Annotated in this window: 21 protein-coding genes and 4 tRNA genes; 3 read left to right on the plus strand and 22 right to left on the minus strand. The window is 51.8% G+C overall.

Going from position 1 to position 24,877, the window contains the following annotated elements; genetic code table 11:
• Nucleotides 1-5 precede the first annotated feature (5 nt).
• The 21 genes from rplB to FIV45_RS14600 all read right to left on the minus strand — a co-directional run bounded on the left by rplB (nt 6) and on the right by FIV45_RS14600 (nt 21,294).
• Entirely contained in the window at nt 6-839 is an 834-nt protein-coding gene (gene rplB, locus FIV45_RS14500; RefSeq protein WP_099475026.1) for a 50S ribosomal protein L2, read from the minus strand.
• A 4-nt stretch (nt 840-843) separates the two neighbouring features.
• Complete coding sequence (locus FIV45_RS14505; protein ID WP_099475025.1) at nt 844-1,137, minus strand: 50S ribosomal protein L23; 294 nt, start codon at nt 1,135-1,137, stop codon at nt 844-846.
• The gene (gene rplD, locus FIV45_RS14510; RefSeq protein ID WP_099475024.1) at nt 1,134-1,754 is read right to left on the minus strand and encodes a 50S ribosomal protein L4; all 621 of its coding nucleotides are present in this window, start codon (nt 1,752-1,754) and stop codon (nt 1,134-1,136) included. Before rplD ends, FIV45_RS14505 begins: the two co-directional genes overlap by 4 nt.
• A 3-nt stretch (nt 1,755-1,757) precedes the next feature.
• Nucleotides 1,758-2,492 carry a 50S ribosomal protein L3 gene (gene rplC, locus FIV45_RS14515; RefSeq protein WP_099475023.1) on the minus strand — a complete coding sequence of 245 codons (735 nt, stop codon included), beginning with the start codon at nt 2,490-2,492 and terminating at the stop codon, nt 1,758-1,760.
• A 5-nt stretch (nt 2,493-2,497) separates the two neighbouring features.
• Nucleotides 2,498-2,812, minus strand: coding sequence for a 30S ribosomal protein S10 (gene rpsJ, locus FIV45_RS14520; protein WP_099475093.1), 315 nt, complete (start codon nt 2,810-2,812; stop codon nt 2,498-2,500).
• Nucleotides 2,813-2,857: 45 nt separating this feature from the next.
• Complete coding sequence (gene tuf / locus FIV45_RS14525; RefSeq protein ID WP_099470873.1) at nt 2,858-4,048, minus strand: elongation factor Tu; 1,191 nt, start codon at nt 4,046-4,048, stop codon at nt 2,858-2,860.
• Between the two features lie 83 nt (nt 4,049-4,131).
• Nucleotides 4,132-6,207, minus strand: coding sequence for an elongation factor G (fusA, locus tag FIV45_RS14530; protein WP_099471952.1), 2,076 nt, complete (start codon nt 6,205-6,207; stop codon nt 4,132-4,134).
• 24 nt (nt 6,208-6,231) lie between these two features.
• Entirely contained in the window at nt 6,232-6,702 is a 471-nt protein-coding gene (gene rpsG / locus FIV45_RS14535) for a 30S ribosomal protein S7 (RefSeq protein WP_099471951.1), read from the minus strand.
• A 50-nt stretch (nt 6,703-6,752) separates the two neighbouring features.
• A complete protein-coding gene (gene rpsL, locus FIV45_RS14540) occupies nt 6,753-7,124 on the minus strand; it encodes a 30S ribosomal protein S12 (RefSeq protein WP_099471950.1) in 372 nt (123 codons plus the stop codon).
• A 378-nt stretch (nt 7,125-7,502) separates the two neighbouring features.
• Nucleotides 7,503-11,702, minus strand: coding sequence for a DNA-directed RNA polymerase subunit beta' (gene rpoC, locus FIV45_RS14545; protein ID WP_099471949.1), 4,200 nt, complete (start codon nt 11,700-11,702; stop codon nt 7,503-7,505).
• Between the two features lie 28 nt (nt 11,703-11,730).
• Nucleotides 11,731-15,831: a DNA-directed RNA polymerase subunit beta gene (gene rpoB, locus FIV45_RS14550; protein ID WP_099471948.1), complete on the minus strand. Its 4,101-nt coding sequence runs from the start codon at nt 15,829-15,831 to the stop codon at nt 11,731-11,733.
• A gap of 304 nt (nt 15,832-16,135) precedes the next feature.
• Nucleotides 16,136-16,507, minus strand: a complete 372-nt coding sequence (rplL, locus tag FIV45_RS14555; protein ID WP_099471947.1) for a 50S ribosomal protein L7/L12 — start codon at nt 16,505-16,507, stop codon at nt 16,136-16,138.
• Nucleotides 16,508-16,552: 45 nt separating this feature from the next.
• Nucleotides 16,553-17,071, minus strand: a complete 519-nt coding sequence (rplJ, locus tag FIV45_RS14560; protein ID WP_099471946.1) for a 50S ribosomal protein L10 — start codon at nt 17,069-17,071, stop codon at nt 16,553-16,555.
• 328 nt (nt 17,072-17,399) lie between these two features.
• Nucleotides 17,400-18,095: a 50S ribosomal protein L1 gene (gene rplA / locus FIV45_RS14565; protein ID WP_099471945.1), complete on the minus strand. Its 696-nt coding sequence runs from the start codon at nt 18,093-18,095 to the stop codon at nt 17,400-17,402.
• Between the two features lie 4 nt (nt 18,096-18,099).
• Complete coding sequence (gene rplK, locus FIV45_RS14570) at nt 18,100-18,528, minus strand: 50S ribosomal protein L11 (RefSeq protein WP_099471944.1); 429 nt, start codon at nt 18,526-18,528, stop codon at nt 18,100-18,102.
• Nucleotides 18,529-18,721: 193 nt separating this feature from the next.
• Nucleotides 18,722-19,258 carry a transcription termination/antitermination protein NusG gene (gene nusG / locus FIV45_RS14575; protein ID WP_099471943.1) on the minus strand — a complete coding sequence of 179 codons (537 nt, stop codon included), beginning with the start codon at nt 19,256-19,258 and terminating at the stop codon, nt 18,722-18,724.
• Nucleotides 19,259-19,264: 6 nt separating this feature from the next.
• On the minus strand, nt 19,265-19,453 hold the full coding sequence (gene secE / locus FIV45_RS14580) for a preprotein translocase subunit SecE (protein WP_099471942.1): 189 nt from the start codon (nt 19,451-19,453) through the stop codon (nt 19,265-19,267).
• Nucleotides 19,454-19,563: 110 nt separating this feature from the next.
• Nucleotides 19,564-19,639 (minus strand) — tRNA-Trp (locus FIV45_RS14585).
• 156 nt (nt 19,640-19,795) lie between these two features.
• The gene (gene tuf / locus FIV45_RS14590; protein ID WP_099470873.1) at nt 19,796-20,986 is read right to left on the minus strand and encodes an elongation factor Tu; all 1,191 of its coding nucleotides are present in this window, start codon (nt 20,984-20,986) and stop codon (nt 19,796-19,798) included.
• A gap of 99 nt (nt 20,987-21,085) precedes the next feature.
• Nucleotides 21,086-21,159: transfer RNA gene (locus tag FIV45_RS14595), tRNA-Gly, on the minus strand.
• Nucleotides 21,160-21,208: 49 nt separating this feature from the next.
• Nucleotides 21,209-21,294: transfer RNA gene (locus FIV45_RS14600), tRNA-Tyr, on the minus strand.
• Nucleotides 21,295-21,497: 203 nt separating this feature from the next.
• Here FIV45_RS14600 and rlmB point away from each other — a divergent pair.
• The 3 genes from rlmB to FIV45_RS14615 all read left to right on the plus strand — a co-directional run bounded on the left by rlmB (nt 21,498) and on the right by FIV45_RS14615 (nt 23,929).
• Nucleotides 21,498-22,430 carry a 23S rRNA (guanosine(2251)-2'-O)-methyltransferase RlmB gene (rlmB, locus tag FIV45_RS14605; protein WP_099470872.1) on the plus strand — a complete coding sequence of 311 codons (933 nt, stop codon included), beginning with the start codon at nt 21,498-21,500 and terminating at the stop codon, nt 22,428-22,430.
• A 25-nt stretch (nt 22,431-22,455) separates the two neighbouring features.
• Nucleotides 22,456-23,739 (plus strand): M48 family metalloprotease, encoded by a 1,284-nt coding sequence (locus FIV45_RS14610; RefSeq protein ID WP_165776854.1) that lies wholly within the window; start codon nt 22,456-22,458, stop codon nt 23,737-23,739.
• 114 nt (nt 23,740-23,853) lie between these two features.
• Nucleotides 23,854-23,929, plus strand: a tRNA-Thr gene (locus FIV45_RS14615).
• An 80-nt stretch (nt 23,930-24,009) separates the two neighbouring features.
• Here the strand turns inward: FIV45_RS14615 and FIV45_RS14620 are convergent.
• Complete coding sequence (locus FIV45_RS14620) at nt 24,010-24,795, minus strand: substrate-binding periplasmic protein (RefSeq protein WP_099470870.1); 786 nt, start codon at nt 24,793-24,795, stop codon at nt 24,010-24,012.
• Nucleotides 24,796-24,877 lie beyond the last annotated feature (82 nt).

The raw sequence follows: 24,877 nt of genomic DNA on the forward strand, positions 1-24,877 counted from the left end.
CTCTCCTACTTCTTACGTTCGTGACGTGATCGTACAATGAAACGATCCGTCGACTTGTTACTACGTGTCCGCTTACCTTTGGTCGGCTTGCCCCATGGTGTCACAGGATGACGACCACCGGATGTCCGACCTTCACCACCACCATGTGGATGGTCAACAGGGTTCATGGCAACACCACGAACGCTCGGACGTCTGCCAAGCCAGCGACTGCGCCCGGCTTTCGCCAGTTTGATGTTCTTGTGGTCCGGGTTTGATACGGCACCGATGGTGGCCATACAAGAGGACGGAACATAACGCTGTTCACCAGAGGATAAACGAATAAGTACCTGAGAGCGGTCACGACCGGTTACCTGTACATAACTCCCTGCGGAGCGTGCGATCTGACCACCTTTTTTAGGCTTCATTTCGACGTTATGCACGATGGAACCCACCGGAACACTATACAATGGCATGGCATTACCAGGCTTCACATCAGCTTTCTCGCTGGCGATAACCTTATCACCAATATTCAAGCGTTGTGGCGCCAGGATATAGGCCTGCTCACCGTCTGTATATTCGATCAATGCAATGAAAGATGTCCGGTTCGGATCATATTCCAGATGCATGACAGTTGCTTCAACATCCCATTTCTGCCGTTTGAAGTCGATCATGCGGTACGTCCGCTTATGACCACCCCCACGACGACGGGCTGTGATGCGACCATTATTGTTACGACCACCGGATTTGGTCAAACCTTCGGTCAATGACTTGACGGGCTTGCCTTTCCACAGATCGGAACGGTCTACCTGTACCAGACTACGCTGACCAGGAGAGGTAGGGTTATATGTTTTTAACGCCATCTTCCTATACTCCCGTTGTCACGTCAATGGATTGGCCTTCGGCCAGCTGAACCATTGCTTTTTTGTAATCGTTTCTGCGGCCTTTGATGCCTTTGAAACGCTTTGTCTTACCTTTGACACGGATCGTATTGACCGCTTCGACTTTCACGTCGAACAGACCTTCAACAGCAGCCTTGATTTGAGGCTTTGTCGCTGTCAGGGCAACCTGGAAGATAACCTGATTATATTCAGATACCATCGTGGATTTTTCCGTGATCACAGGGCCAAGGATGGTATCGTAATGTTTGATATCCGTCATTTTAGCCTCTCCGTCAGACTTTCAAGAGCCGCTTTGCTCAAGACCAGCTTGTCAGCGCGCAGGATGTCATAAACATTGGCGCCTTGCGTTGGCAGAACATCAACATACGGAATGTTGCTTGCAGCAAGAAGAAAGTTTCTATTTACTTCTGCACCGTCAATGAACAGTGCGTTTACCAAGCCAAGCTTGCTCAATTTCGCTTTCAGCTCTTTGGTTTTGGCTTCTTTCAGGTCCATGTTTTCCAGGACGATCAGGTTGCCATTGGCCAGCTTTGAAGACAAAGCAGTTTTCAGGCCCAAAGTTCTGATTTTCTTTGGCAGGTTAGTGGCATGTGAGCGGACAACTGGTCCGAAAGCGCGACCACCACTACGGAACTGACTGACTTTACCAGCACCGTGACGGGCGGTACCGCCGCCTTTTTGCTTCCCGATACGTTTTGTCGTACCGGCAACTTCACCCCGTGTCAGAACCTTGTGAGTTCCCGCACGGCGTTTTGCCAACTGCCAAACCACGACACGCTGAAGGATATCAGCCCGCTCTGGCAATGCATAGATACCTTCGTCCAGCTCTACGTCGCCGGCCTTCTTGGCATCAAGTGTTAATACTTCGGCTTTCATCGCTTATTCCTTATTCTCTTCAGCAGCGTCTTCTGCAGGAGCGTCCGCAACAGGAGCTTCGGCAGCAGCCCGAACCGCACCCGGATAAGGGCGATCAGCATGAGCTGGCTTCTTGACGGCGTCATTGATCAAAATCCAGCCGTTCTTGGCGCCAGGAATAGCTCCTTTTACAAGGATCAAACCTTCGTCCAGGTCCGTACCGACGACTTCGAGGTTAAGGATCGTCTTGCGCTCATCACCATAGTGACCAGCCATCTTCTTACCCTTGAACACGCGACCCGGATCCTGACACTGACCCGTGGAACCGTGTGAACGGTGAGAGATGGAAACACCATGGGTCGCCCGCAGACCACCAAAGTTCCAACGTTTCATGGCACCCGCAAAACCTTTACCCTTAGAGGTACCGGTTACGTCAACCATTTGACCCGCAACGAAATGCTCAACAGTCAGTTCAGCACCTACGTCGATGAAAGCATCATCAGCAATACGGAATTCAGCCAGTTTCGCCTTAGGCTCAACCTGGGCTTTGGCAAAGTGACCACGCATTGGCTGCGTTGTCCGCTTTACTTTCGCCTTGCCAGCACCCAGTTGAAGAGCGCTGTAGCCGTCTTTTTCCATTGTTTTCTGTGAAACAACCTGACAGTTGTCAACATGCAGAAGCGTGACCGGGATATGTTTCCCGCCCTCGGCAAAAACACGCGACATGCCAACTTTTCTAGCAATTAGTCCTGCACGCATTGTTCTTAACCCTGCAATTTGATTTCAACATCAACACCGGCCGCCAGATCGAGCTTCATCAGCGCGTCAACGGTTTGTGGTGTCGGCTCTACGATGTCCAGAAGACGCTTGAATGTGCGCATTTCGAACTGCTCGCGTGATTTTTTGTTCACGTGCGGTGACCGCAATACCGTGAATTTTTCAATCCGCGTTGGCATCGGAATGGGGCCGCGTACGCTAGCGCCTGTTCTTTTCGCCGTATTGGCAATCTCGCCAGCAGCCTGATCAAGAATACGATGATCAAATGCTTTCAGGCGGATGCGAATATTTTGTGATTCCAACATATAAATTACGCGGGCCTTACAACCCGCGCTCCTAAACCTAAATTATTCAATGATGCTTGCAACAACGCCGGCGCCGACAGTACGGCCGCCTTCGCGGATCGCAAAGCGCAGACCTTCGTCCATGGCGATCGGGCAAATCAGCTCGACGTTCACAGTGACGTTGTCACCAGGCATAACCATCTCAACACCCTCGTCCAGGGTTACAACACCGGTCACGTCTGTGGTCCGGAAGTAGAACTGGGGACGATAGTTGGTGAAGAACGGTGTATGACGTCCGCCTTCTTCCTTCGTCAGGATGTAGGCTTCACCTTTAAACTTGGTGTGCGGTGTGATCGTGCCGACATGCGCCAGAACCTGGCCACGTTCAACTTCTTCACGGGCAACACCACGGATCAGGGCGCCAATGTTGTCGCCGGCTTCACCGCTGTCCAGAAGTTTACGGAACATTTCAACGCCGGTAACCGTTGTCTTCGTGGTATCTTTGATGCCCACGATTTCAACTTCTTCACCAACCTTGATGATGCCGCGTTCGATACGGCCTGTTACAACAGTACCACGACCGGAAATGGAGAATACATCTTCAATCGGCATCAGGAACGCGCCGTCAACCGCACGGTCAGGCTGTGGAATATATTCATCAACAGCAGCCATCAGTTTGATGATGGATTCTTTACCGATATTGTCGTCACGGCCTTCAAGCGCTGCCAGAGCAGAACCGGCAACGATTGGAATATCGTCTCCCGGGAATTCATATTCGCTCAACAGTTCGCGGATTTCCATCTCAACCAGCTCCAGAAGCTCTTCATCATCAACCTGGTCAACTTTGTTCAGGTAAACAACCAGAGCAGGCACGCCAACCTGACGGGCCAGCAGGATGTGCTCGCGGGTCTGTGGCATCGGGCCGTCAGCCGCATTCACCACCAGGATCGCGCCGTCCATCTGCGCCGCACCGGTGATCATGTTTTTCACATAGTCAGCATGGCCTGGGCAGTCAACGTGCGCATAGTGACGGGCTTCCGTCTCATACTCAACGTGTGACGTCGAAATGGTGATACCGCGCTCACGCTCTTCTGGAGCTTTGTCGATATTTGCAAATTCAGTAAAGGTCGCGCCGCCAGTTTCAGCCAGCACTTTCGTGATCGCCGCTGTCAGGGTTGTTTTACCATGGTCAACGTGGCCGATTGTACCAATGTTACAATGCGGCTTATTACGTTCAAACTTCTCTTTAGCCATTTTATTAAGTCCTTCTCACTTATATTCAAGCGTCCCGCTTTTTCCTCACGGGAAAAGTTAGTTCACAATTAAATTCGATATTATTAAGCAAATTGCTCTTTAATCTTCTCAACCTCGCTTTGAGGCACCTCAGCGTAATGATCAAACTGCATAGAGTAAGTCGCACGACCCTGAGTAAACGACCGCAGCTGGTTCACATAACCAAACATGTTGGCCAGGGGAACTTTCGCGGAAATTACGGTGTTTGGTCCGCGTGTTTCAGATCCGGAGATCTGACCACGACGGGAAGAAATATCCCCAATTACATCACCCATGTAATCTTCAGGCGTCACCACTTCGACTTCCATCATCGGCTCAAGAATTCTGATCCCGGCAACCTTGGCAGCTTCACGCATACCAGCACGACCGGCGATTTCAAACGCCATCACAGAGGAGTCAACATCATGGTAAGCACCGTCAATAAGACGGATGCTGAAGTCGATAATAGGGAAGCCGATCAATGCGCCGGTTTCGGCGATATCTCTGATCCCTTTTTCAACACCAGGAATATATTCTTTAGGAATGTTACCACCCTTGATCTCGTCAATGAACTGGACACCAGATCCACGCTCACCCGGAGTGATAACAAATTTGATCCGACCGAACTGACCTGACCCACCAGACTGCTTCTTATGGGTGTAGTCAATTTCAGCTTCACGGGCAACAGATTCACGGTAAGCCACCTGAGGCGCGCCAACGTTGGCTTCAACACTGAATTCACGCTTCATGCGATCCACCAGGATATCGAGGTGAAGCTCACCCATCCCGGAAATCACAGTCTGGCCGCTTTCCTCGTCAGAACGCACCCGGAAACTTGGATCTTCCTGTGCCAGACGGTTCAGCGCGATGCCCATTTTTTCCTGGTCAGCTTTTGTTTTCGGCTCGACAGCAACAGAAATCACAGGCTCTGGGAATTCCATGCGTTCAAGAACGATTGGCTTCAGGTTGTTACACAGCGTATCACCGGTTGTTGTCTGCTTCAGACCACACAGCGCCACGATATCGCCAGTGCGGGCTTCCTTGATGTCTTCACGTGAGTTGGAATGCATCTGCAACATACGGCCGACTTTTTCCTTCTTACCCTTCACGGAGTTGGTGACCATGGTCCCCGCTTCCAGAACACCGGAATAGATCCGGGCAAAGGTCAACGTCCCCACGAACGGGTCGTTCATCACTTTAAAGGCCAGCGCAGAGAAAGGCTCATCATCAGATGCTGCACGTGACATTGGCGTATCGCTATCAACCGCGACACCTTCAACGTCTTTAATGTCCAGAGGAGAAGGCATAAAGTCGACAACCGCATCCAGAAGCGTCTGCACGCCCTTGTTCTTAAAGGCCGTCCCGGTCAGCACCGGAACAAAATCACCAGCGATCGTTCCCTTACGGATCAACTCTTTCATCTTCTCGACGGTAGGCTCTTCGCCTTCGAGATAAGCTTCCATGGCAGCTTCGTCCTGCTCAACGATCATTTCGATCATTTCCAAGCGGTATGCCGCAACGTCGTCAGCAATGTCAGCAGGAATTTCAACTTCGGAATAATTGGCGCCCATGGCTTCATCTTCCCAGATGATGCCCACATTCTTCACTAGATCCACATGACCTTTATATTCGGATTCAGCACCGATTGGATACTGGATCACCAGAGCATTGGAGCCCAGGCGATCTTTGATCATATCCACACAACGGAAGAAGTTAGCACCCATGCGGTCCATCTTGTTGACAAAACACATGCGCGGCACATCATATTTGTCAGCCTGACGCCATACAGTTTCAGACTGAGGCTCAACACCGGCTACAGAATCAAAAACAGCGACCGCACCGTCAAGAACACGGAGGGACCGCTCAACTTCAATCGTGAAGTCCACGTGACCAGGCGTATCAATAATATTGATCCGGTAATCTTTCCAGAAACAGGTTGTCGCCGCAGAGGTAATGGTAATACCGCGCTCTTGCTCCTGCTCCATCCAGTCCATGGTGGCTGCGCCGTCATGAACTTCACCAATCTTGTGGCTCACGCCAGTATAGAACAACACACGTTCTGTTGTGGTTGTTTTACCGGCATCAATATGGGCCATGATACCGATATTGCGATAATCCTGTAACGGAGTAGTACGTGCCATTTTATTAAACCTTTAAACCTGTAACTACCAACGGAAATGGGAGAACGCTTTGTTCGCGTCAGCCATTTTGTGGGTATCTTCACGCTTCTTGACAGAGGCGCCGCGATTATTCAGTGCATCAAGCAACTCACCCGCCAGACGTTCCGTCATGGTGTTTTCATTGCGCTTGCGGGACATTTCAATCAACCAGCGAATGGCCAGAGCCTGAGCGCGGTCAGCGCGCACTTCGATAGGTACCTGATATGTCGCACCACCAACCCGGCGGGATTTAACCTCGACCGCTGGTTTGATATTACTCAGACACTGATGGAAGACCTCGATCGGCTCCTGACCGGATTTGGACTGAACCATTTCCAACGCACCGTAAACGATGCGCTCAGCAGTGGATTTCTTACCATCAACCATCAGGTTGTTGATGAATTTAGTCAAAACCAGATCACCAAACTTGGGATCCGGCAGTACTTTACGTTTTTCAGCTGCGTGACGACGCGACATATCTTATATCCTTTAACGAAACACGAAAAAGCTCTCCTGCGAAGGACAGCTTATTTCGGACGTTTTGTACCATATTTAGAACGACTTTGACGGCGATCTGACACACCCTGCGTATCCAGAACACCACGCAGTACGTGATAGCGAACACCGGGCAAATCTTTTACACGACCGCCGCGGATCAAAACAACACTATGCTCCTGAAGGTTATGCCCCTCACCTGGAATATAGCTGGTCACTTCAAAACCGTTCGTCAGGCGCACACGGGCAACTTTACGAAGGGCTGAGTTAGGTTTCTTTGGCGTCGTTGTGTAAACACGTGTACACACACCACGCTTCTGAGGACAAGCCTCAAGCGCTGGTACCTTGTTGCGTACCGGCTTGTTTTTACGTGGGTTACGTATCAACTGGTTAATTGTTGGCATTTTTAATCCTTAAGTCTCTTTTACCAATGCGTACAACAAAACAGATCGCCCGTTTTTTATAAAATATTTCTTCATAAAAAAACGACAGAACAGCATTAGCCTGTCCTGGCCATCCGTAAAATTCACAAAATTTTCGTTCTCTGAGCTTTTAGGCACAGCGTTTAGACTGTTTTGTCTACCACCTGACCTCAAAGAGTGAGCGCATACTATGTAGGGACATGCCAAACGTCAAGCAAAATATAGCCTCGCGCAAAGGAACACTCGATTTTACGAAAAAAGGCCGGAAAATCAGCATAAACTGATCTTCCGGCCTTCTGTTCTATTCAATTTTAGGGCGTCTAATTCCCGATCCGGGAAGAAGTGCCCCGCCCGAAGGCGTTATGCCGATTCTGTAGCGCCGACTGAGTCGTCATCCAGAGTGGGCAGAGTCTGTTTCGGCTGCGTGCCTTCGGCCTTGATCTTGTCATCACGCTTCTTGGCCAGGTGACGGAATTCCTGCATCTTGGAACCGGTACCCGCCGGGATCAAACGACCCACGATCACATTCTCTTTCAGGCCAACCAAAGTATCCGCCTTGCCGGCAACCGCCGCCTCGGTCAGAACCCGTGTTGTTTCCTGGAAGGACGCAGCAGAGATAAAGGATCTCGTCTGCAGTGACGCCTTGGTGATCCCGAGAAGGATTGGCTCGCCTTTAGCCGGCAAACGCCCTTGATTCTCAAGCTTGATGTTGGCTTCCTCGAACTCTTCACGATCCACCTGTTCCCCGAGCAGGAAGGTTGATTCACCGGAAGAGGTAATCTCGACCTTCTGCAACATCTGATGCACGATCACTTCGATATGCTTGTCGTTGATGCCCACACCCTGCAGACGGTACACATCCTGTACCTCATCCACCAGATAGTTGGCCAGAGCCTCAACGCCCATGGTTTTCAGAATATCGTGCGGCGCCGGATTGCCGTCGATCAGATATTCACCACGACGGATGAAGTCACCTTCCTGAACGGAAATATGCTTGCCCTTCGGAATCAGATACTCAACTGTTGTATCTTCTTCATCTTTGGAACGGATGCTGATGCGACGCTTGTTCTTATAGTCGCGCCCGAATTCCACATAGCCATCGATTTCAGCGATGACCGCATGATCTTTCGGACGACGGGCTTCGAACAATTCCGCAACCCGGGGCAGACCACCGGTAATATCCTTGGTCTTGGATGCCTCGCGCGGAATACGCGCCACCACGTCACCGGCATGCACTTCATCGCCGTCATTAACCGAAAGAATGGCGCCGACAGACATGAAGTAACGGGCTTCCGTACCGTTGGTCAGTTCGATAACCTCGTCGTTATCATTCCGCAGGGTAATGCGCGGACGCAGATCCGCTCCCTTGGGCTGAGAACGCCAGTCAACCACAACGCGGCTGGCAATACCTGTCGCCTCGTCAACGGTTTCACGAACAGAAACACCTTCTGTCAGATCGACAAAGCGGACGGTACCGCCCTGCTCTGTGATGATCGGCAGGGTATAAGGATCCCATTCCACAAGCTTGTCACCATGAATAACTGTTTGGCCTTCATCCTTGATCAAATGAGAACCGAACGGCGCCTTATAGGTTACGCGCTCACGGCCTTCATCATCAACGATGACGATTTCCATGTTGCGGCTCATGACAATCAGGCGGCCTTTGGAATCGGTCACCACGTTGCGGTTCAGCAGTTTGACTTTACCGTCATGGGACGCTTCATGGACAGACTGCTCGGACACGGACGAGGCCGTACCGCCAATATGGAAGGTCCGCATGGTCAGCTGAGTACCTGGCTCCCCGATGGACTGGGCGGCGATAACACCGACAGACTCACCCAGGTTGACCGGGATACCCCGGGCCAGGTCGCGGCCATAACATTTACAGCAGATGCCGCCACGGGTTTCACAGGTCAGCGCAGACCGCACCTTGACGGTGGATACGCCGGCCGTTTCGACCGCTTCAACGATATTTTCTTCCAGATGCGTGCCGGCTTCGGCAATCACGGCGCCGCTGACCGGGTCACAGATATCAACCGCCGCACAACGGCCGAGGATACGATCACCCAATGTCACAGTCACATCGCCACCTTCGGCGACTTCCTTGATGTCGATCCCACGCAAGGTACCGCAATCTTCTTCGATGGTCACGCAATCCTGAGACACATCCACCAGACGACGGGTCAGATACCCGGAGTTGGCGGTTTTCAGCGCCGTATCCGCAAGACCCTTACGCGCCCCATGGGTGGAGTTAAAGTATTCAAGGACACTGAGGCCTTCTTTAAAGTTGGAAATAATCGGCTTTTCGATAATGTCACCGGACGGCTTGGCCATCAGACCCCGCATCCCGGCAAGCTGTTTCATCTGCGCCGCGGAACCACGCGCCCCGGAATCGGCCATCATAAAGATGGAGTTGATGTCCAGAGTCCGGCCGTTTTCGTCAACGCCGGTCTTGGAAATTTCCGCCATCATGGCGTCAGCCACTTTATCGGTACATTGTGACCAGGCATCCACCACCTTGTTGTATTTTTCGCCCTGGGTGATCAGACCTTGGTTATACTGGGCTTCGAATTCCTTCACAGCAGCGGTTGTTTCGTCAATCATGCCTTCTTTGGCGTCCGGGATGATCATGTCATCCTTACCAAAGGAGATACCGGCGTTACAGGCTTCCCGGAAACCGAGACGCATGATGCCATCGGCAAACAGAACCGTTTTCTTCTGACCCGCGTGACGATACACCACATCAATGATGTTGGAGATATTCTTCTTGGTCAGATTCTGGTTCACCAGATCGAAGGAAATATTCGGATGCTTCGGCAAGTGATTGGCCAGCATCATCCGGCCCGCCGTGGTTTCAACCCGCATGGAAATCGGGTTAAAGTTTTCGTCAACCGTATGATAGCGCGCGGTGATTTTGGAATGCAGCGTAATAACGCCGTTGAACAGAGCCTGTTCAATTTCTTCCATATCACCAAAGATCATGCCTTCGCCCGGCTCACCCACTTTATCCAAAGTGATGTAATACAGACCCAGAATAATATCCTGGGACGGCACGATGATCGGCTTGCCGTTTGACGGGCTGAGGATGTTGTTTGTTGACATCATCAACACGCGGGCTTCCAGCTGCGCTTCGAGGCTCAATGGCACGTGAACGGCCATTTGGTCACCGTCAAAGTCAGCGTTGAAGGCCGTACAGACCAGAGGATGAAGCTGAATGGCCTTCCCTTCGATCAGAACCGGTTCAAAGGCCTGGATCCCCAGTCTATGGAGTGTCGGCGCCCGGTTAAGCAGGATCGGATGTTCGCGAATAACCACATCCAGAACGTCCCAGACTTCGCGACGCTCTTTTTCCACAAGCTTCTTGGCCTGTTTGATGGTGGTGGCAATCCCCAGCTTGTCAAGACGCGCATAAATGAACGGCTTGAACAGCTCTAGCGCCATCTTCTTCGGCAGACCACATTGATGCAGCAGCAATTCCGGTCCCACAACAATCACCGAACGCCCGGAATAATCCACGCGTTTCCCCAACAGGTTCTGACGGAAGCGACCTTGCTTGCCTTTCAGCATGTCGGACAGGGATTTCAATGGACGCTTGTTGGCGCCTGTAATCACCCGGCCACGACGACCGTTGTCAAACAGGGCGTCAACCGCTTCCTGCAACATACGTTTTTCGTTGCGGACGATGATGTCCGGCGCACGCAGTTCAATCAGACGTTTCAGACGGTTGTTCCGGTTGATCACCCGACGATACAGATCATTGAGATCAGAGGTCGCGAAACGACCGCCATCCAATGGCACCAGAGGACGTAATTCCGGTGGAATAACCGGCAGGATATCAAGGATCATCCATTCCGGACGATTGTCGGACTCGAGGAAGCCTTCAATGACTTTCAGACGCTTGACGATTTTCTTTGGCTTCAGCTCGGATTTGGTTTCCGCCAGCTCAACCCGCAGATCGTCGCGCTCCTGCTCGAGATCAACATTTTCCAGCAACGTTTTGATGGCTTCCGCGCCGATACCGGCGGTGAAGCTGTCCTCGCCATATTCTTCCTGGGCGCGGATATATTCATCTTCGTTCAGAAGCTGCTTCATTTTCATCGGGGTCAGACCCGGCTCGGTAACGATGAAATATTCGAAATAGAGCACGCGCTCCAGATCTTTCAACGTCATGTCGAGCACCAGACCGATACGGCTTGGCAGGGATTTCAGAAACCAGATGTGCGCCACAGGGGCCGCGAGGTCGATATGACCCATGCGGTCACGACGCACCTTGCTGAGGGTCACTTCAACGCCACATTTCTCGCAGGTGATCCCGCGATACTTCATACGCTTGTATTTACCGCACAGACATTCATAGTCCTTCATCGGACCAAAGATACGGGCACAAAACAGGCCATCTTTTTCCGGCTTGAAGGTCCGGTAATTGATGGTTTCAGGTTTCTTGATCTCGCCAAAAGACCAGGACCGGATATGTTCCGAGCTGGCGATGGTGATCTTGATCGTGTCAAACGTCTCCGGTTTTGAAACCGGGTTGAAGAAATTCATTACTTCTTGGCGCATAGCCTATTCTCTCCTGTTCAGATCCGGTTTAGTCTGCGGTGTTCATAAGTTCAACGTTCAGACACAGAGACTTCATCTCTTTGACCAACACGTTGAAGGATTCAGGGATGCCTGCTTCAAAGCTGTCATCTCCGCGTACAATCGCTTCGTAAACCTTGGTCCGGCCGCTTACATCATCGGACTTGACGGTCAACATTTCCTGTAGTGTATAGGCGGCGCCATAAGCCTGCAGCGCCCACACTTCCATCTCCCCGAACCTCTGACCCCCGAACTGGGCTTTACCACCCAGCGGCTGCTGAGTAACCAGAGAGTATGGCCCAATGGACCGGGCATGGATTTTATCATCCACCAGATGGTGAAGTTTCAGCATGTAAATGTAACCAACGGTAACCTTGCGGTCAAATTTCTCGCCGGTCCGACCATCATAAAGATCGACCTGGCCCGAACGGTCCACACCAGCTTCTTCCAGCATATCGCAAATGTCAGCTTCATGCGCGCCGTCAAACACCGGTGTCGCCATCGGAATACCGTTGCGCAGGTTACCGGACATTTCGATCAGGTCTTCATCATTCAGCGGAGCAACTTCTTCCTCATACTGTTCGGTGTCATAGACCCGTTTCAGCTTTTCGCGCAGGGCGTCGGCTTTTTGCATCTGTTCAAAGTTGAAATTGTCCAGAATGCCGGACACCTGAACCCCAAGCGCACGAGACGCCCAGCCGAGATGCGTTTCCAGAATCTGACCCACGTTCATACGGGACGGCACCCCAAGCGGGTTCAGCACGATATCAACAGGCGTTCCGTCGGCCAGGAATGGCATGTCTTCCTGCGGCATAATGCGGGAGATGACCCCCTTGTTGCCGTGACGACCCGCCATTTTATCCCCAGGCTGCAGCTTACGCTTGACCGCCACAAAGACCTTGACCATTTTCAGAACACCCGGCAGAAGCTCGTCGCCGCGCTGCAGTTTCTCAATCTTGGTTTCGAAACGGGCCCGCAGACGATCCCGGTCTTCCTGGAATTTCTGATGCAGGTTGTCAATTTTTTCCATGACCCCTTCATCATCAACGGCAATCTGCCACCACAGACCGCGGGACACATCGTCAAGAAGCTCATCAGTAATGGTGTCGCCTTTGGTCACGCCGTTCGGACCTTTGGCAACCACGTTACCGAGCAGCAGAGGACGCAGGCGCACATAGATGCTGCGGTCCAGGATAGCCTGTTCGTCTTCCCGGTCCTTGCTGAGACGTTCGATTTCTTCCCGCTCGATCGCGACAGAACGTTCGTCCTTGTCGATACCGTGACGGTTGAAGACACGAACTTCCACAACGGTCCCGGAAACACCCGGTGACAGACGCATGGAGGTATCGCGAACATCCGCCGCTTTTTCCCCGAAGATGGCGCGCAGAAGTTTTTCTTCCGGTGTCATCGGGCTCTCGCCTTTCGGGGTGATCTTACCGACCAGAATATCGCCCGGATGCACTTCGGCGCCGATATAAACGATACCGGCTTCATCGAGGTTCTTCAGACCCTCTTCACCGACGTTCGGAATATCGCGGGTAATGTCTTCAGGACCCAGCTTCGTATCGCGGGCCATGACCTGCAGTTCCTCAATATGAACGGAGGTAAAGACGTCGTCTTTCACAATCCGCTCTGACATCAGGATACTGTCTTCGAAGTTATAACCGTTCCATGGCATAAAGGCCACGAGCACGTTCCGGCCCAGCGCCAGTTCACCCATATCGGTGGACGGACCGTCAGCCAGCACGTTACCGCGTTCAACCACATCACCCACTTTCACCAGCGGACGCTGGTTGATGCAGGTATTCTGGTTCGAGCGCTGGAACTTTTGCAGCGTATAGATATCAACGCCGGAAGTACCGTCTTCGACTTCCTCGCTCACCCGGATCACGATCCGGCGGGCATCGACCTGGTCGATGATACCGGCGCGTTCCGCCACGATAGAAGCACCGGAATCACGGGCAACCACCCGCTCCATGCCGGTTCCGACAAATGGAGATTCCGCTTTCAGAAGCGGCACGGCCTGCCGTTGCATGTTTGAACCCATAAGCGCACGGTTCGCATCATCGTTCTCGAGGAACGGGATCAGCGCCGCCGCAACAGACACAACCTGTTTCGGGGAAACGTCCATCAGGGTAATATTTTCAGGCTTGATGAGATGATGCTCGCCGGCTTCACGGCAGTCAATGATCTCTTCGACGAAAGTGCCATCGGCATTCAATTCCGTATTCGCCTGGGCAATGGTGTATTTCTCTTCTTCCATCGCGGAGAGATAAACCACCTCGTCGGTCACTTTACTGTCCGCCACCTTGCGATAAGGCGCTTCGATAAAGCCGTATTTATTAACTTTGGCAAAGATCGACAAAGAGTTGATCAGACCAATATTCGGTCCCTCAGGCGTTTCAATCGGGCAGATACGACCATAATGGGTGGTATGCACGTCACGCACCTCAAAACCGGCGCGTTCCCGGGTCAGGCCGCCAGGGCCAAGCGCCGACAGGCGGCGTTTATGGGTAATTTCGGACAGAGGGTTCGTCTGATCCATAAACTGGCTGAGCTGGGAAGACCCAAAGAACTCGCGCACCGCGGCAACCGCAGGCTTGGCATTAACCAGATCATGCGGCATCACAGTGTCGATATCAATACTGCTCATGCGTTCGCGGATCGCCCGCTCCATACGCAGCAGACCGATGCGGTACTGGTTTTCCATCAATTCACCAACCGAGCGCACCCGACGGTTCCCCAGATGGTCAATATCATCGACAGTGCCCTTGCCGTCTTTCAGATCGACCAGATTTCTCAGGACCGCAAGAATGTCTTCCTTGCGCAGGACCCGCAGGTCATCCGGAGCATCCAGATCAAGACGCATGTTCATTTTCACCCGGCCCACAGAGCTCAGGTCATAACGTTCTTCATCAAAGAACAGACCGTCGAACAGCGCTTCGGCTGTTTCTTTTGTCGGCGGCTCGCCCGGACGCATGACCCGATAGATATCGGACATGGCCATTTCCCAGTTTTCCACCTTGTCACCCATCAGGGTGTTGCGGATATGAGGACCAACCTTCACATGATCGATGTCGAGAGTATCAATGGATTTGTAGCCGGCTTCCAGCAGCTTCTCCAGATGCGCCTCTGTAATTTCCTCACCGGCCTCGATATAAATCTCGCCGGTCTTGGCATTCACAACATCTTCTGCGGCAAAACGGGTCAACAGCTCCTCATCCGGCACCAGCAGTTCGGTCAGGCCGTCTTTGGCCAGCTTGTTGGCGGTGCGCGGTGTAATTTTCTTTCCGGCTTCGGCAACAATCTCGCCATTGGCCGCATTGACCAGATCAAAGATCGGCTTGACGCCGCGCCAGGCTTCGTGATCAAAAGGCACGGCCCAGCCGCCCTTCTTCTGGGTGTACGTCACCCGACCATAGAAGGTGTTGAGAATTTCTTCTGCGTCCATGCCCAGGGCATACAGCAGGGTTGTCACAGGCAGTTTCCGGCGACGGTCGATCCGGACAAAGACAGTGTCTTTGGCATCGAATTCAAAGTCAAGCCAGGAACCACGGTAAGGGATCACACGGGCGGCGAACAGGAATTTACCTGACGCGTGGGTCTTGCCCTTGTCATGATCAAAGAACACACCAGGCGAACGGTGCATCTGGGAAACGATAACGCGCTCGGTACCGTTCACAACGAAGGTGCCGCGGTCGGTCATCATCGGCAGGTCGCCCATGTAAACATCCTGTTCTTTAATATCAAGAACGGAACGGGCTTCTGTTTCTTCGTCAACTTCAAAAACGATCAGACGCAACGTGACGCGCAACGGCGCCGCATAAGTCATATCCCGCTGCTGACACTCATCGGTATCATACTTCGGAGCTTCCAACTCATAGGAAACAAATTCCAAAGATGCCGTACCGGCGAAATCAGAAACCGGAAAAACAGATTTAAACACCCCCTGCAAACCATCATTTACACGTTCGTCTGCCGGAATGTCTGTTTGTAAAAACTGATCATAAGAGCTTCTCTGAACCTTAATCAGATTTGGCATTTCAGCCACTTCTTCAATACGACCGAAATTTTTACGAACTTTTTTACGACTGGAATAGGAAGTCGCCATGCTTTATCCTCGCCACTTTGCCTTGATATGACCCTGTTATTTTTGTTAAAAACCTAGGTTTTCCGCCAAAAACAACCACAATTTTTGTGCTCTAAACGAACAACATCTCTCAATACGCCAGAAACCGCTTCAGAAAAAAATCTGAAAACGGTCATTTACCATAATCTGAACAACTCAATTTTTAAACCACGAATTGTCTGCACTATATATCCGCACCCATCAAAAGCATAATCTTAATTCTCCCGGAACGGGAAAGATGGTGCGCATCAATTTGCGACGCGCACCACCCGTAACCTTTGCGAACTTACTTAAGTTCAACAGTAGCACCAACGGCTTCAAGCTTAGCTTTGATTTCTTCAGCTTCAGCTTTAGGCGCAGCTTCTTTAACTGCTTTAGGCGCACCTTCAACCAGTTCTTTGGCTTCTTTGAGGCCAAGACCAGTGATGCCACGGACTTCTTTAATCACGTTGATTTTCTTGTCGCCGAAAGAAGTCAGGATAACGTCAAAGTCATCTTTAACTTCAGCAGCTTCTACAGCAGCACCAGGGGCAGCAGCAGCAGCAACAGGAGCAGCAGCAGAAACGCCCCATTTTTCTTCGAGCATTTTTGAAAGTTCAGCGGCTTCCATTACAGTCAAGCCGGACAGTTCTTCAGCAATCTTTTCAAGATCAGCCATTGTAATAATTCCTTAGTCTAAAAATTTAATATCTTGTTTGTAACCTTAAGCGGCTTCGCCCTGCGATCCGTAGGCACCAAATACACGAGCCAATTGTCCGGCAGGAGCTTGCGTAACGCTTGCAAGCTTGCCAGCTGGAGCCTGTAGAAGACCAACCAACTTGCCCCGCAGTTCATCAAGGGATGGCAATTCAGCCAACGCCTTAACACCTGCAAGATCAAGAGCAGTCGTTCCCATAGCCCCACCAAGAACTTCGAGTTTCTCGTTTTTCTTGGCAAATTTGACCAATACCTTTGCAGCAGCAACAGGATCCTCGGAATAACCAAGGACTGTCGGACCAGAAAGATATTCGCCAATAGACTCAATCTCGGAACCTTCGAGAGCAAGACGAGCGAGCCGATTTTTAGCCACTTTAAGGCTGGCACCCGCTGCGCGCATTTCTGCACGCAAAGATGTCATCTCACTCACGTCCAGTCCTGTGTTGCGCACGACAACAACAGAAGCGGAGTCAGTGAAGACATCCTTCAAGAAGGCAACCATTTCCCTTTTTTGGGCACGATCCATTCTCGTCTCCGATATCAAATGGCAAATACGAAAATCGCATTCACCGGTTGAGTTTCAGCACAGCCACCTCATATGACCGCACCATGAATGCCTGTCGCCCAATCCCGAAGGATCGAACTGGAAACTGCAAATCCGGATAAACCACATTCACAACCCCATCTATTGCAGGCCGACTTTCGGCATTTAAACCCGATGACAATGCACCGGACACCTGCAGTTTTGGACAGGCGAGCTTTCAAGGTTCCCCCTGAAAGCCCTGTTCCCGTCAGGCAAACCCAACGGAATTCTTGGATGCCGCCCTCCTGTCGGAGAACAGCCTTTCTACAGCTTATTCAGTTGCAGAAGAAACACTTACGCGCAGACCGGGGCCCATTGTCGTACAGAGTGAAACACCCTTGACATACGTCCCTTTGGTCGCTGACGGACGCGCCTTGACCACAGCCGAAATCAATGCCTTGGCATTTTCAATCAGCGCCGCCTCGTCAAAGCTCACCTTACCCACACCAACGTGAATAATACCGGCTTTTTCAACGCGATATTCAACCTGGCCGCCTTTGGCCGCCTCAACAGCCGCCGCAACGTTTGGCGTAACCGTACCGAGCTTCGGGTTAGGCATCAGACCACGCGGGCCGAGCACTTTACCCAGACGACCAACAACAGCCATCATGTCCGGTGTCGCAATACAACGATCGAAATTCATTTCGCCGCCCTGGATTGCTTCCATCAGGTCTTCTGCGCCAACCAGTTCCGCACCGGCAGCCTTGGCTTCTTCAGCCTTGTCGCCACGGGCAAAAACAGCCACACGCACATTCTTACCTGTACCGTTCGGCAAAGACACAACGCCGCGAACCATCTGGTCAGCATGGCGGGGATCAACACCCAGGTTCATGGACAGCTCAACTGTCTCGTCAAATTTTGCTTTGGAGCGTGCTTTCGCTTCTTTGATCGCATCTTCCAGAGAATATTCCGTGTCCAGATCAAGACCCTCACGGACGGCTTTATAACGTTTAGAAACACGTGCCATTATCTTATCCTTCTACCTTAATACCCATGGAACGCGCTGTTCCTTTGATGATCTCGATCGCACCTTCAATGTTGACCGCATTAAGGTCAGCCATCTTGGCTTCGGCAATTTCCTGAACTTTTGACACAGGAATAGTCGCAATCGTTTCCCGACCCGGAGTCGCAGACGCACCCTTCAGGCCCGCTGCTTTTTTCAGCATGTAGGACGCAGGGGATGTCTTGATCTCAAAGGTAAAGCTCTTGTCCGCATAAACCGTGATCTTGGTCGGAATCGGAGAATTTTTCTCCATTTCCTGGGTTTTCGCGTTAAACGCTTTACAGAATTCCATGATGTTCACGCCGCGCTGACCCAAAGCTGGACCAATCGGAGGTGAAGGATTCGCAGCACCGGCAGGCACATGCAAATTAATGTAGCCGCTAATTTTTTTCGCCATTACAGACCCTTTTTCTTAACTTCAATGCAGGACAATCCCTGCGGTTTAGGGGTGTGGTGCGGTTATGGCTAACCTCCCACACTTATACGGGCAAATCGCCCATATCAAAAAGGCCGCCAGATGATAAAGAATCACCTGACCACCGTAAGGGCGGCTTATAGCAGCCCCAAAACTCAAATACCAGAAAAAATTTTTAGTTCTTTTCCACCTGAACATATTCAAGCTCGACCGGGGTTGCCCGGCCAAAGATTGAAACAGAAACCTTGAGGCGCTCACGCTCCTCGTCAACCTCATCCACAATACCTGTGAAAGAGACGAACGGACCGTCAATAACCTTAACCTCTTCACCCACTTCATAAATGATCGTGGATTTTGGACGATCGACACCTTCCTGCACTTGCTGCATGATCCGGTCAACTTCTTTCTGACTGATCGGCGCCGGCTTGCCGGACGCTCCCAAAAAGCCGGAAACCTTCGGCGTATTCTTGATCAGATGGTAGGTCACGTCATTCATAACCATTTTGGCCAGAACATAACCCGGGAAGAACTTACGCTCAGAAGTGACTTTCTTGCCTTTTCTGACTTCCGTAACTTCCTCAACCGGCACCAGAACTTCATCAACATAATCATCCAGGTCCTGGACAACAGCCTGATCTTTGATGCTTTGAGCAACCTTCTTCTCGAAACCGGAGTGAGCTTGGACGATATACCAGCGCGCGGGGGAGGCCATAATCTCTTATCCTAGAATGAGTTGAATAACGGAAGACAGGGCTTGATCCACACCAAGGAAGAACAAAGCCATGACGGTTGCCATAATGAACACCATACCGGTGGTGATCATTGTTTCCTTGCGCGTCGGCCAGGACACTTTGGATACTTCCTGCCGGACCTGCCGGACAAATTCTGCGGGGCTCGTTTTCGCCATGTTCAAAAATCCGTTATAATCGTCAAAATCTTATACTTGCCAGCTTACGCTACCCATAAAAGGCAAGCCAATCAAGTCTTGCCTTTTCCAAGTCAGATTTTTGGATGAAATGGCAGGAGTGGAGAGACTCGAACTCACGACACCCGGTTTTGGAGACCGGTGCTCTACCAACTGAGCTACACTCCTTCATTTCATAGTGCACGCTTTATATATAGACGCGCACCGTCTTATTCAATGTGAAAATGACCAATTACAACAATTAATCATAATCTTTCTTAATCTTACCAAGAAAACAGGGCGGATAAAATACCCGCCCTACCCTCATACGTAAGAATTCATCAATTATTCAATGATGCTTGCAACAACGCCGGCGCCGACAGTACGGCCGCCTTCGCGGATCGCAAAGCGCAGACCTTCGTCCATGGCGATCGGGCAAATCAGCTCGACGTTCACAGTGACGTTGTCACCAGGCATAACCATCTCAACACCCTCGTCCAGAGTTACAACACCGGTCACGTCTGTGGTCCGGAAGTAGAACTGGGGACGATAGTTGGTGAAGAACGGTGTATGACGTCCGCCTTCTTCCTTCGTCAGGATGTAGGCTTCACCTTTAAACTTGGTGTGCGGTGTGATCGTGCCGACATGCGCCAGAACCTGGCCACGCTCAACTTCTTCACGGGCAACACCACGGATCAGGGCGCCAATGTTGTCGCCGGCTTCACCGCTGTCCAGAAGTTTACGGAACATTTCAACGCCGGTAACCGTTGTCTTCGTGGTATCTTTGATGCCCACGATTTCAACTTCTTCACCAACCTTGATGATGCCGCGTTCGATACGGCCTGTTACAACAGTACCACGACCGGAAATGGAGAATACATCTTCAATCGGCATCAGGAACGCGCCGTCAACCGCACGGTCAGGCTGTGGAATATATTCATCAACAGCAGCCATCAGTTTGATGATGGATTCTTTACCGATATTGTCGTCACGGCCTTCAAGCGCTGCCAGAGCAGAACCGGCAACGATTGGAATATCGTCTCCCGGGAATTCATATTCGCTCAACAGTTCGCGGATTTCCATCTCAACCAGCTCCAGAAGCTCTTCATCATCAACCTGGTCAACTTTGTTCAGGTAAACAACCAGAGCAGGCACGCCAACCTGACGGGCCAGCAGGATGTGCTCGCGGGTCTGTGGCATCGGACCGTCAGCCGCATTCACCACCAGGATCGCGCCGTCCATCTGCGCCGCACCGGTGATCATGTTTTTCACATAGTCAGCATGGCCTGGGCAGTCAACGTGCGCATAGTGACGGGCTTCCGTCTCATACTCAACGTGTGACGTCGAAATGGTGATACCGCGCTCACGCTCTTCTGGAGCTTTGTCGATATTTGCAAATTCAGTAAAGGTCGCGCCGCCAGTTTCAGCCAGCACTTTCGTGATCGCCGCTGTCAGGGTTGTTTTACCATGGTCAACGTGGCCGATTGTACCAATGTTACAATGCGGCTTATTACGTTCAAACTTCTCTTTAGCCATTTTATTTCACTACCTAAAATATAATGAGGGTCAAATTACATGCCCTGAACACATCAAGTCAGTGAATGAGCTTTTGCCGCATCCACCGCATTTAAATTTTGGAGCGGGCGAAGGGAATCGAACCCTCGTATTCAGCTTGGAAGGCTGCTGCATTACCATTATGCTACGCCCGCACAATCTCCATCTTGTACATCACCCCACCGAAAAACACAAACAGGGAAATGGTGGAGGGGACAGGATTCGAACCTGTGTACGCATACGCGGGCAGATTTACAGTCTGCTGCCTTTAACCACTCGGCCACCCCTCCAAGGATGGACAAAACCGCACGAAAAACGTAACGGCTGTGAAGCCGCAATATGGACATTTATTTGGTCATGTCAAACGAAAATTTCAGAAAAAATCTTGCCGCCACGGGAAAGCATCGCCAAAGGCGCACAAAAGTCGCAAGAAGCCATATTTTGTCCAGTGAAAGCAGTTGCCCTTGGCGCGGGAGTGGCTTATAGCTAATTCATGAGTAAAAAAGATCAAAAAGCGCAGCGCCACGGCCAGAAGCGCGACAATTCCGCCCGGAAGTCTTCGAAAGAATCAAGGCGTGAATTAGCCCCGAAAAAATCACCGGCCCCTTTGGCGCCTCATCCGGCGCGAAACCCGGCCAAACACCCCTCTGAAAGTCGCCCGGAAAGGCGTCCCCAGCGCCCCGCGTCTCATGACGCCACCGACCTGTGGCTTTTCGGCAAACATCCCGTGATGGCCGCCCTGCAGAATCCGGCCCGCCCGATCAAGCGTCTGTTCGTCACCAAGCGCAGCGCCGAACAATATAAGGAAGAGCTTTACAGCATTATGGAAGACCGACCGGAGCTTAGCCCCGAGATTGTTCCCATCGAAGCATTGATGAAACCATTGCCGGATGAATGTGTCCATCAGGGCATTGCCCTTCAAACCGCCCCCCTGCCCGCTGTCGCGCTTCAGGACTGCTGCGCCATCACCGAGGACGGCAGTCACCTGGTTCTGATCCTGGACCAGATCACCGACCCTCACAACGTTGGCGCCATTATCCGATCCGCCGCCGCCTTTGGCGCCCGCGCCATCATCAGCACCGACCGCAACGCCCCGCCCGAATCCGGCACTCTGGCCAAATCCTCCTCCGGGGCGCTGGAAGTCCTGCCCTGGGTGCGGGTCACGAACCTCAGCCGGGCACTCGATGAACTCGCTGACATGGGCTATTGGCGGCTGGGCATGGATGGCACCGCCGATCTGTCGATCCGCGATGCCGACTTTGGTCAGAATATCGCCCTGGTGATGGGAGCCGAAGGCAAAGGCCTGCGCAAAGGCACCGTCAGCCATTGCGACGCCCTGATCAAGTTGCCGATTCAGCGCACTGTAGAGAGCCTCAATGTGTCCAATGCCGCCGCCATCGCCCTGTATGCCTTTTCCGCCTCATGACCCAAATGGAGACAAAAACCGCACCATGACAACCCCTTCACAAATAACCCGTCGTTTGACAAGCCTGATACTCCTGTCCGGCCTGATCCTTATGATGGGAACATTTGTGCGCCCGGCCGAAGCCGCGACATTTGACCCCCTGCAGGCGACCGAGGCCCTGATGGCCCAGATCGACATATACGCCTCGGAAACCTCCGACGCCTATTATGAAGGACGTTACTGGCTCAAGTTCTGGGGCTTTCTGTATGCCGCCGCCGTCTGTTTTTTTCTGCTTCTGACCCTGATTTCATCCTACATCCGGGATCTCGCGACACAACTGTCGGACCGCCTGTGGCTGCAGGTACCTTTTTACATACTTATATATACACCGCTCGCGTTTCTGCTTTATTTCCCCTTCCTCGTTTACAAGGACTATACCCGCGAACACCAATATGGCCTGTCCAACCAGACCTTCTTCCAATGGCTGAACAGCCACATGCTGATGGAAGTGATAAATATTCTCGCCATCGCCCTGCTGCTGACCCTGGTCTATACCGCCATTCAGAGGGCCCGCCGGGTATGGTGGCTGTGGGGCGGCACAATCGCCAGCCTGTTGCTCGCTTTTTTCATGATTGTGTCCCCGGTGCTGATCGAGCCTATGTTCAACGACTTTTCCCCTCTGGAAGAGGGGCCGCTGAAACAGGATCTGATTGTCATGGCCAAGGCCCAGGGTCTTGATACTGACAGAATTTTAATCTATGACGGGTCCAGACAATCCAGCCGCATGAGCGGGCATATCAGCGGACTGTTTGGCACCACACGCATCGCCCTGTCAGACACCATTCTTCAGAATGCCGACAACCGGGAAATTCGCGCCCTGATCGCCCATGAGATCGCCCATTACACCCACCACCATCTCTATCTGGCTTTTGCCGGCCTGGCCGTGATGATATTTGGCGGCTTCTTCTTTCTTAATTGGTCCCTGTCCTGGATCATCACCCGTTATGGGGCACTATGGCGTATTAATCATATTGGCGACCTGGCCGGGCTGCCTTTGATGATTCTTTTGATCAGTAGCTACACCCTTCTCATCACACCATTGGATGCCGCCCTGAACCGATATATTGAGGATGAAGCGGATCTGGTCGGGCTGGAAATTTCCCAGGACCCGGACGCCATGGCCCGCCTTTACATCAAACTGGCCAAATACAGGAAAATTCGACCCAATGCGCTGGAAGAATTCCTTTTCTACCGCGAGATGCCCACAGAAGAACGTATTCTCGAAGCCATGCGATGGAAGGCTAACCATATGGAAAACAAAGAAGATTGACCCACACGGTACTGAAATATGCTTTTTCCGGCCCCAGGATGATTTTTTCGCTTGATTTTCAAAACAAAGACCACTAATTTGCGCCTACCCCACTCAAGGGGTGTTCGTGGTTAAGCCCCTATAGCTCAGTTGGTAGAGCAACTGATTTGTAATCAGTAGGTCCGCAGTTCGAGTCTGTGTGGGGGCACCATCAAAAAAAAGACCTGGCGTTTGCGTCAGGTCTTTTTTTGTGTCTCCATACCCTGCATCAGTATCCGGAAGGCGGGTTTCCTACTTCTTCATGGCTTTGATCTCATCCGGCAACGCCATGTTATGGTGTTGATATATCGGGACCAGTTCACCGTCCCTGACCATCGCCATAAACGCCTGTTGCAAATCCAGCATGATTTTGGCTTGCCCCGGATAAGCCCGGCTGATTCCAAGATAAAGATGATCTATCGCCACCGGCGGACCGACCTGCACCACATCCCGTTCGCCAGTAGCAGAGCCACCATTTTTTCCCGAACAGGGGGACACCTGATCAGAAATCAGAAACGTCACCCGTCCACTGCGCAACAACCGGCATTCCACCTCATCATTAAAAACATAAATCAGATTCGTCGCGCCCCGGGCAGCCAGCTGATTGGCGTTATAGGAATCCTTCTGCACCGCAATGCTCTGTCGCAACAGATCCTCCAATGAATCGGAAGACAGGGGATTTGATTTAATTTTAAACAGAGAAATCTGCGCCGAATAAAAAGGAACGGGAAAATAATGTGAAAAGGCTTCCCGCTCCGGTATGTGGGATAAACAATATATCCCCGCCAAGCGTCCGGCCCGAAACTCAGATAACGCCCGCACCCAGGGATACTCGCTGAATACAACATCATACCCGGCCCGGCGCGCCATCTGATCGGTAATTTCCCGGTACAATAAAGCCTGCGGCCGCATGGAAGCCCCAATGCTGCAGGCCAGTTCCAGACGAGGTGACGTAACAACCGTCTTCTGGTCAGTCGCCAATACGGCACCCGTCCCTAAAATATAAAATCCAACAAGTATGATCCAACGCCGCAACATATTACTCTACCCGATGATCTGGGGTACTCATTCTGACAGGCTTACAGAACAACTCCTCCTCCTGTACGGTACGATATGGTCC

The sequence above is a fragment of the Paremcibacter congregatus genome, from assembly GCF_006385135.1.
GTDB classification, from domain to species: Bacteria; Pseudomonadota; Alphaproteobacteria; order Sphingomonadales; family Emcibacteraceae; genus Paremcibacter; species Paremcibacter congregatus.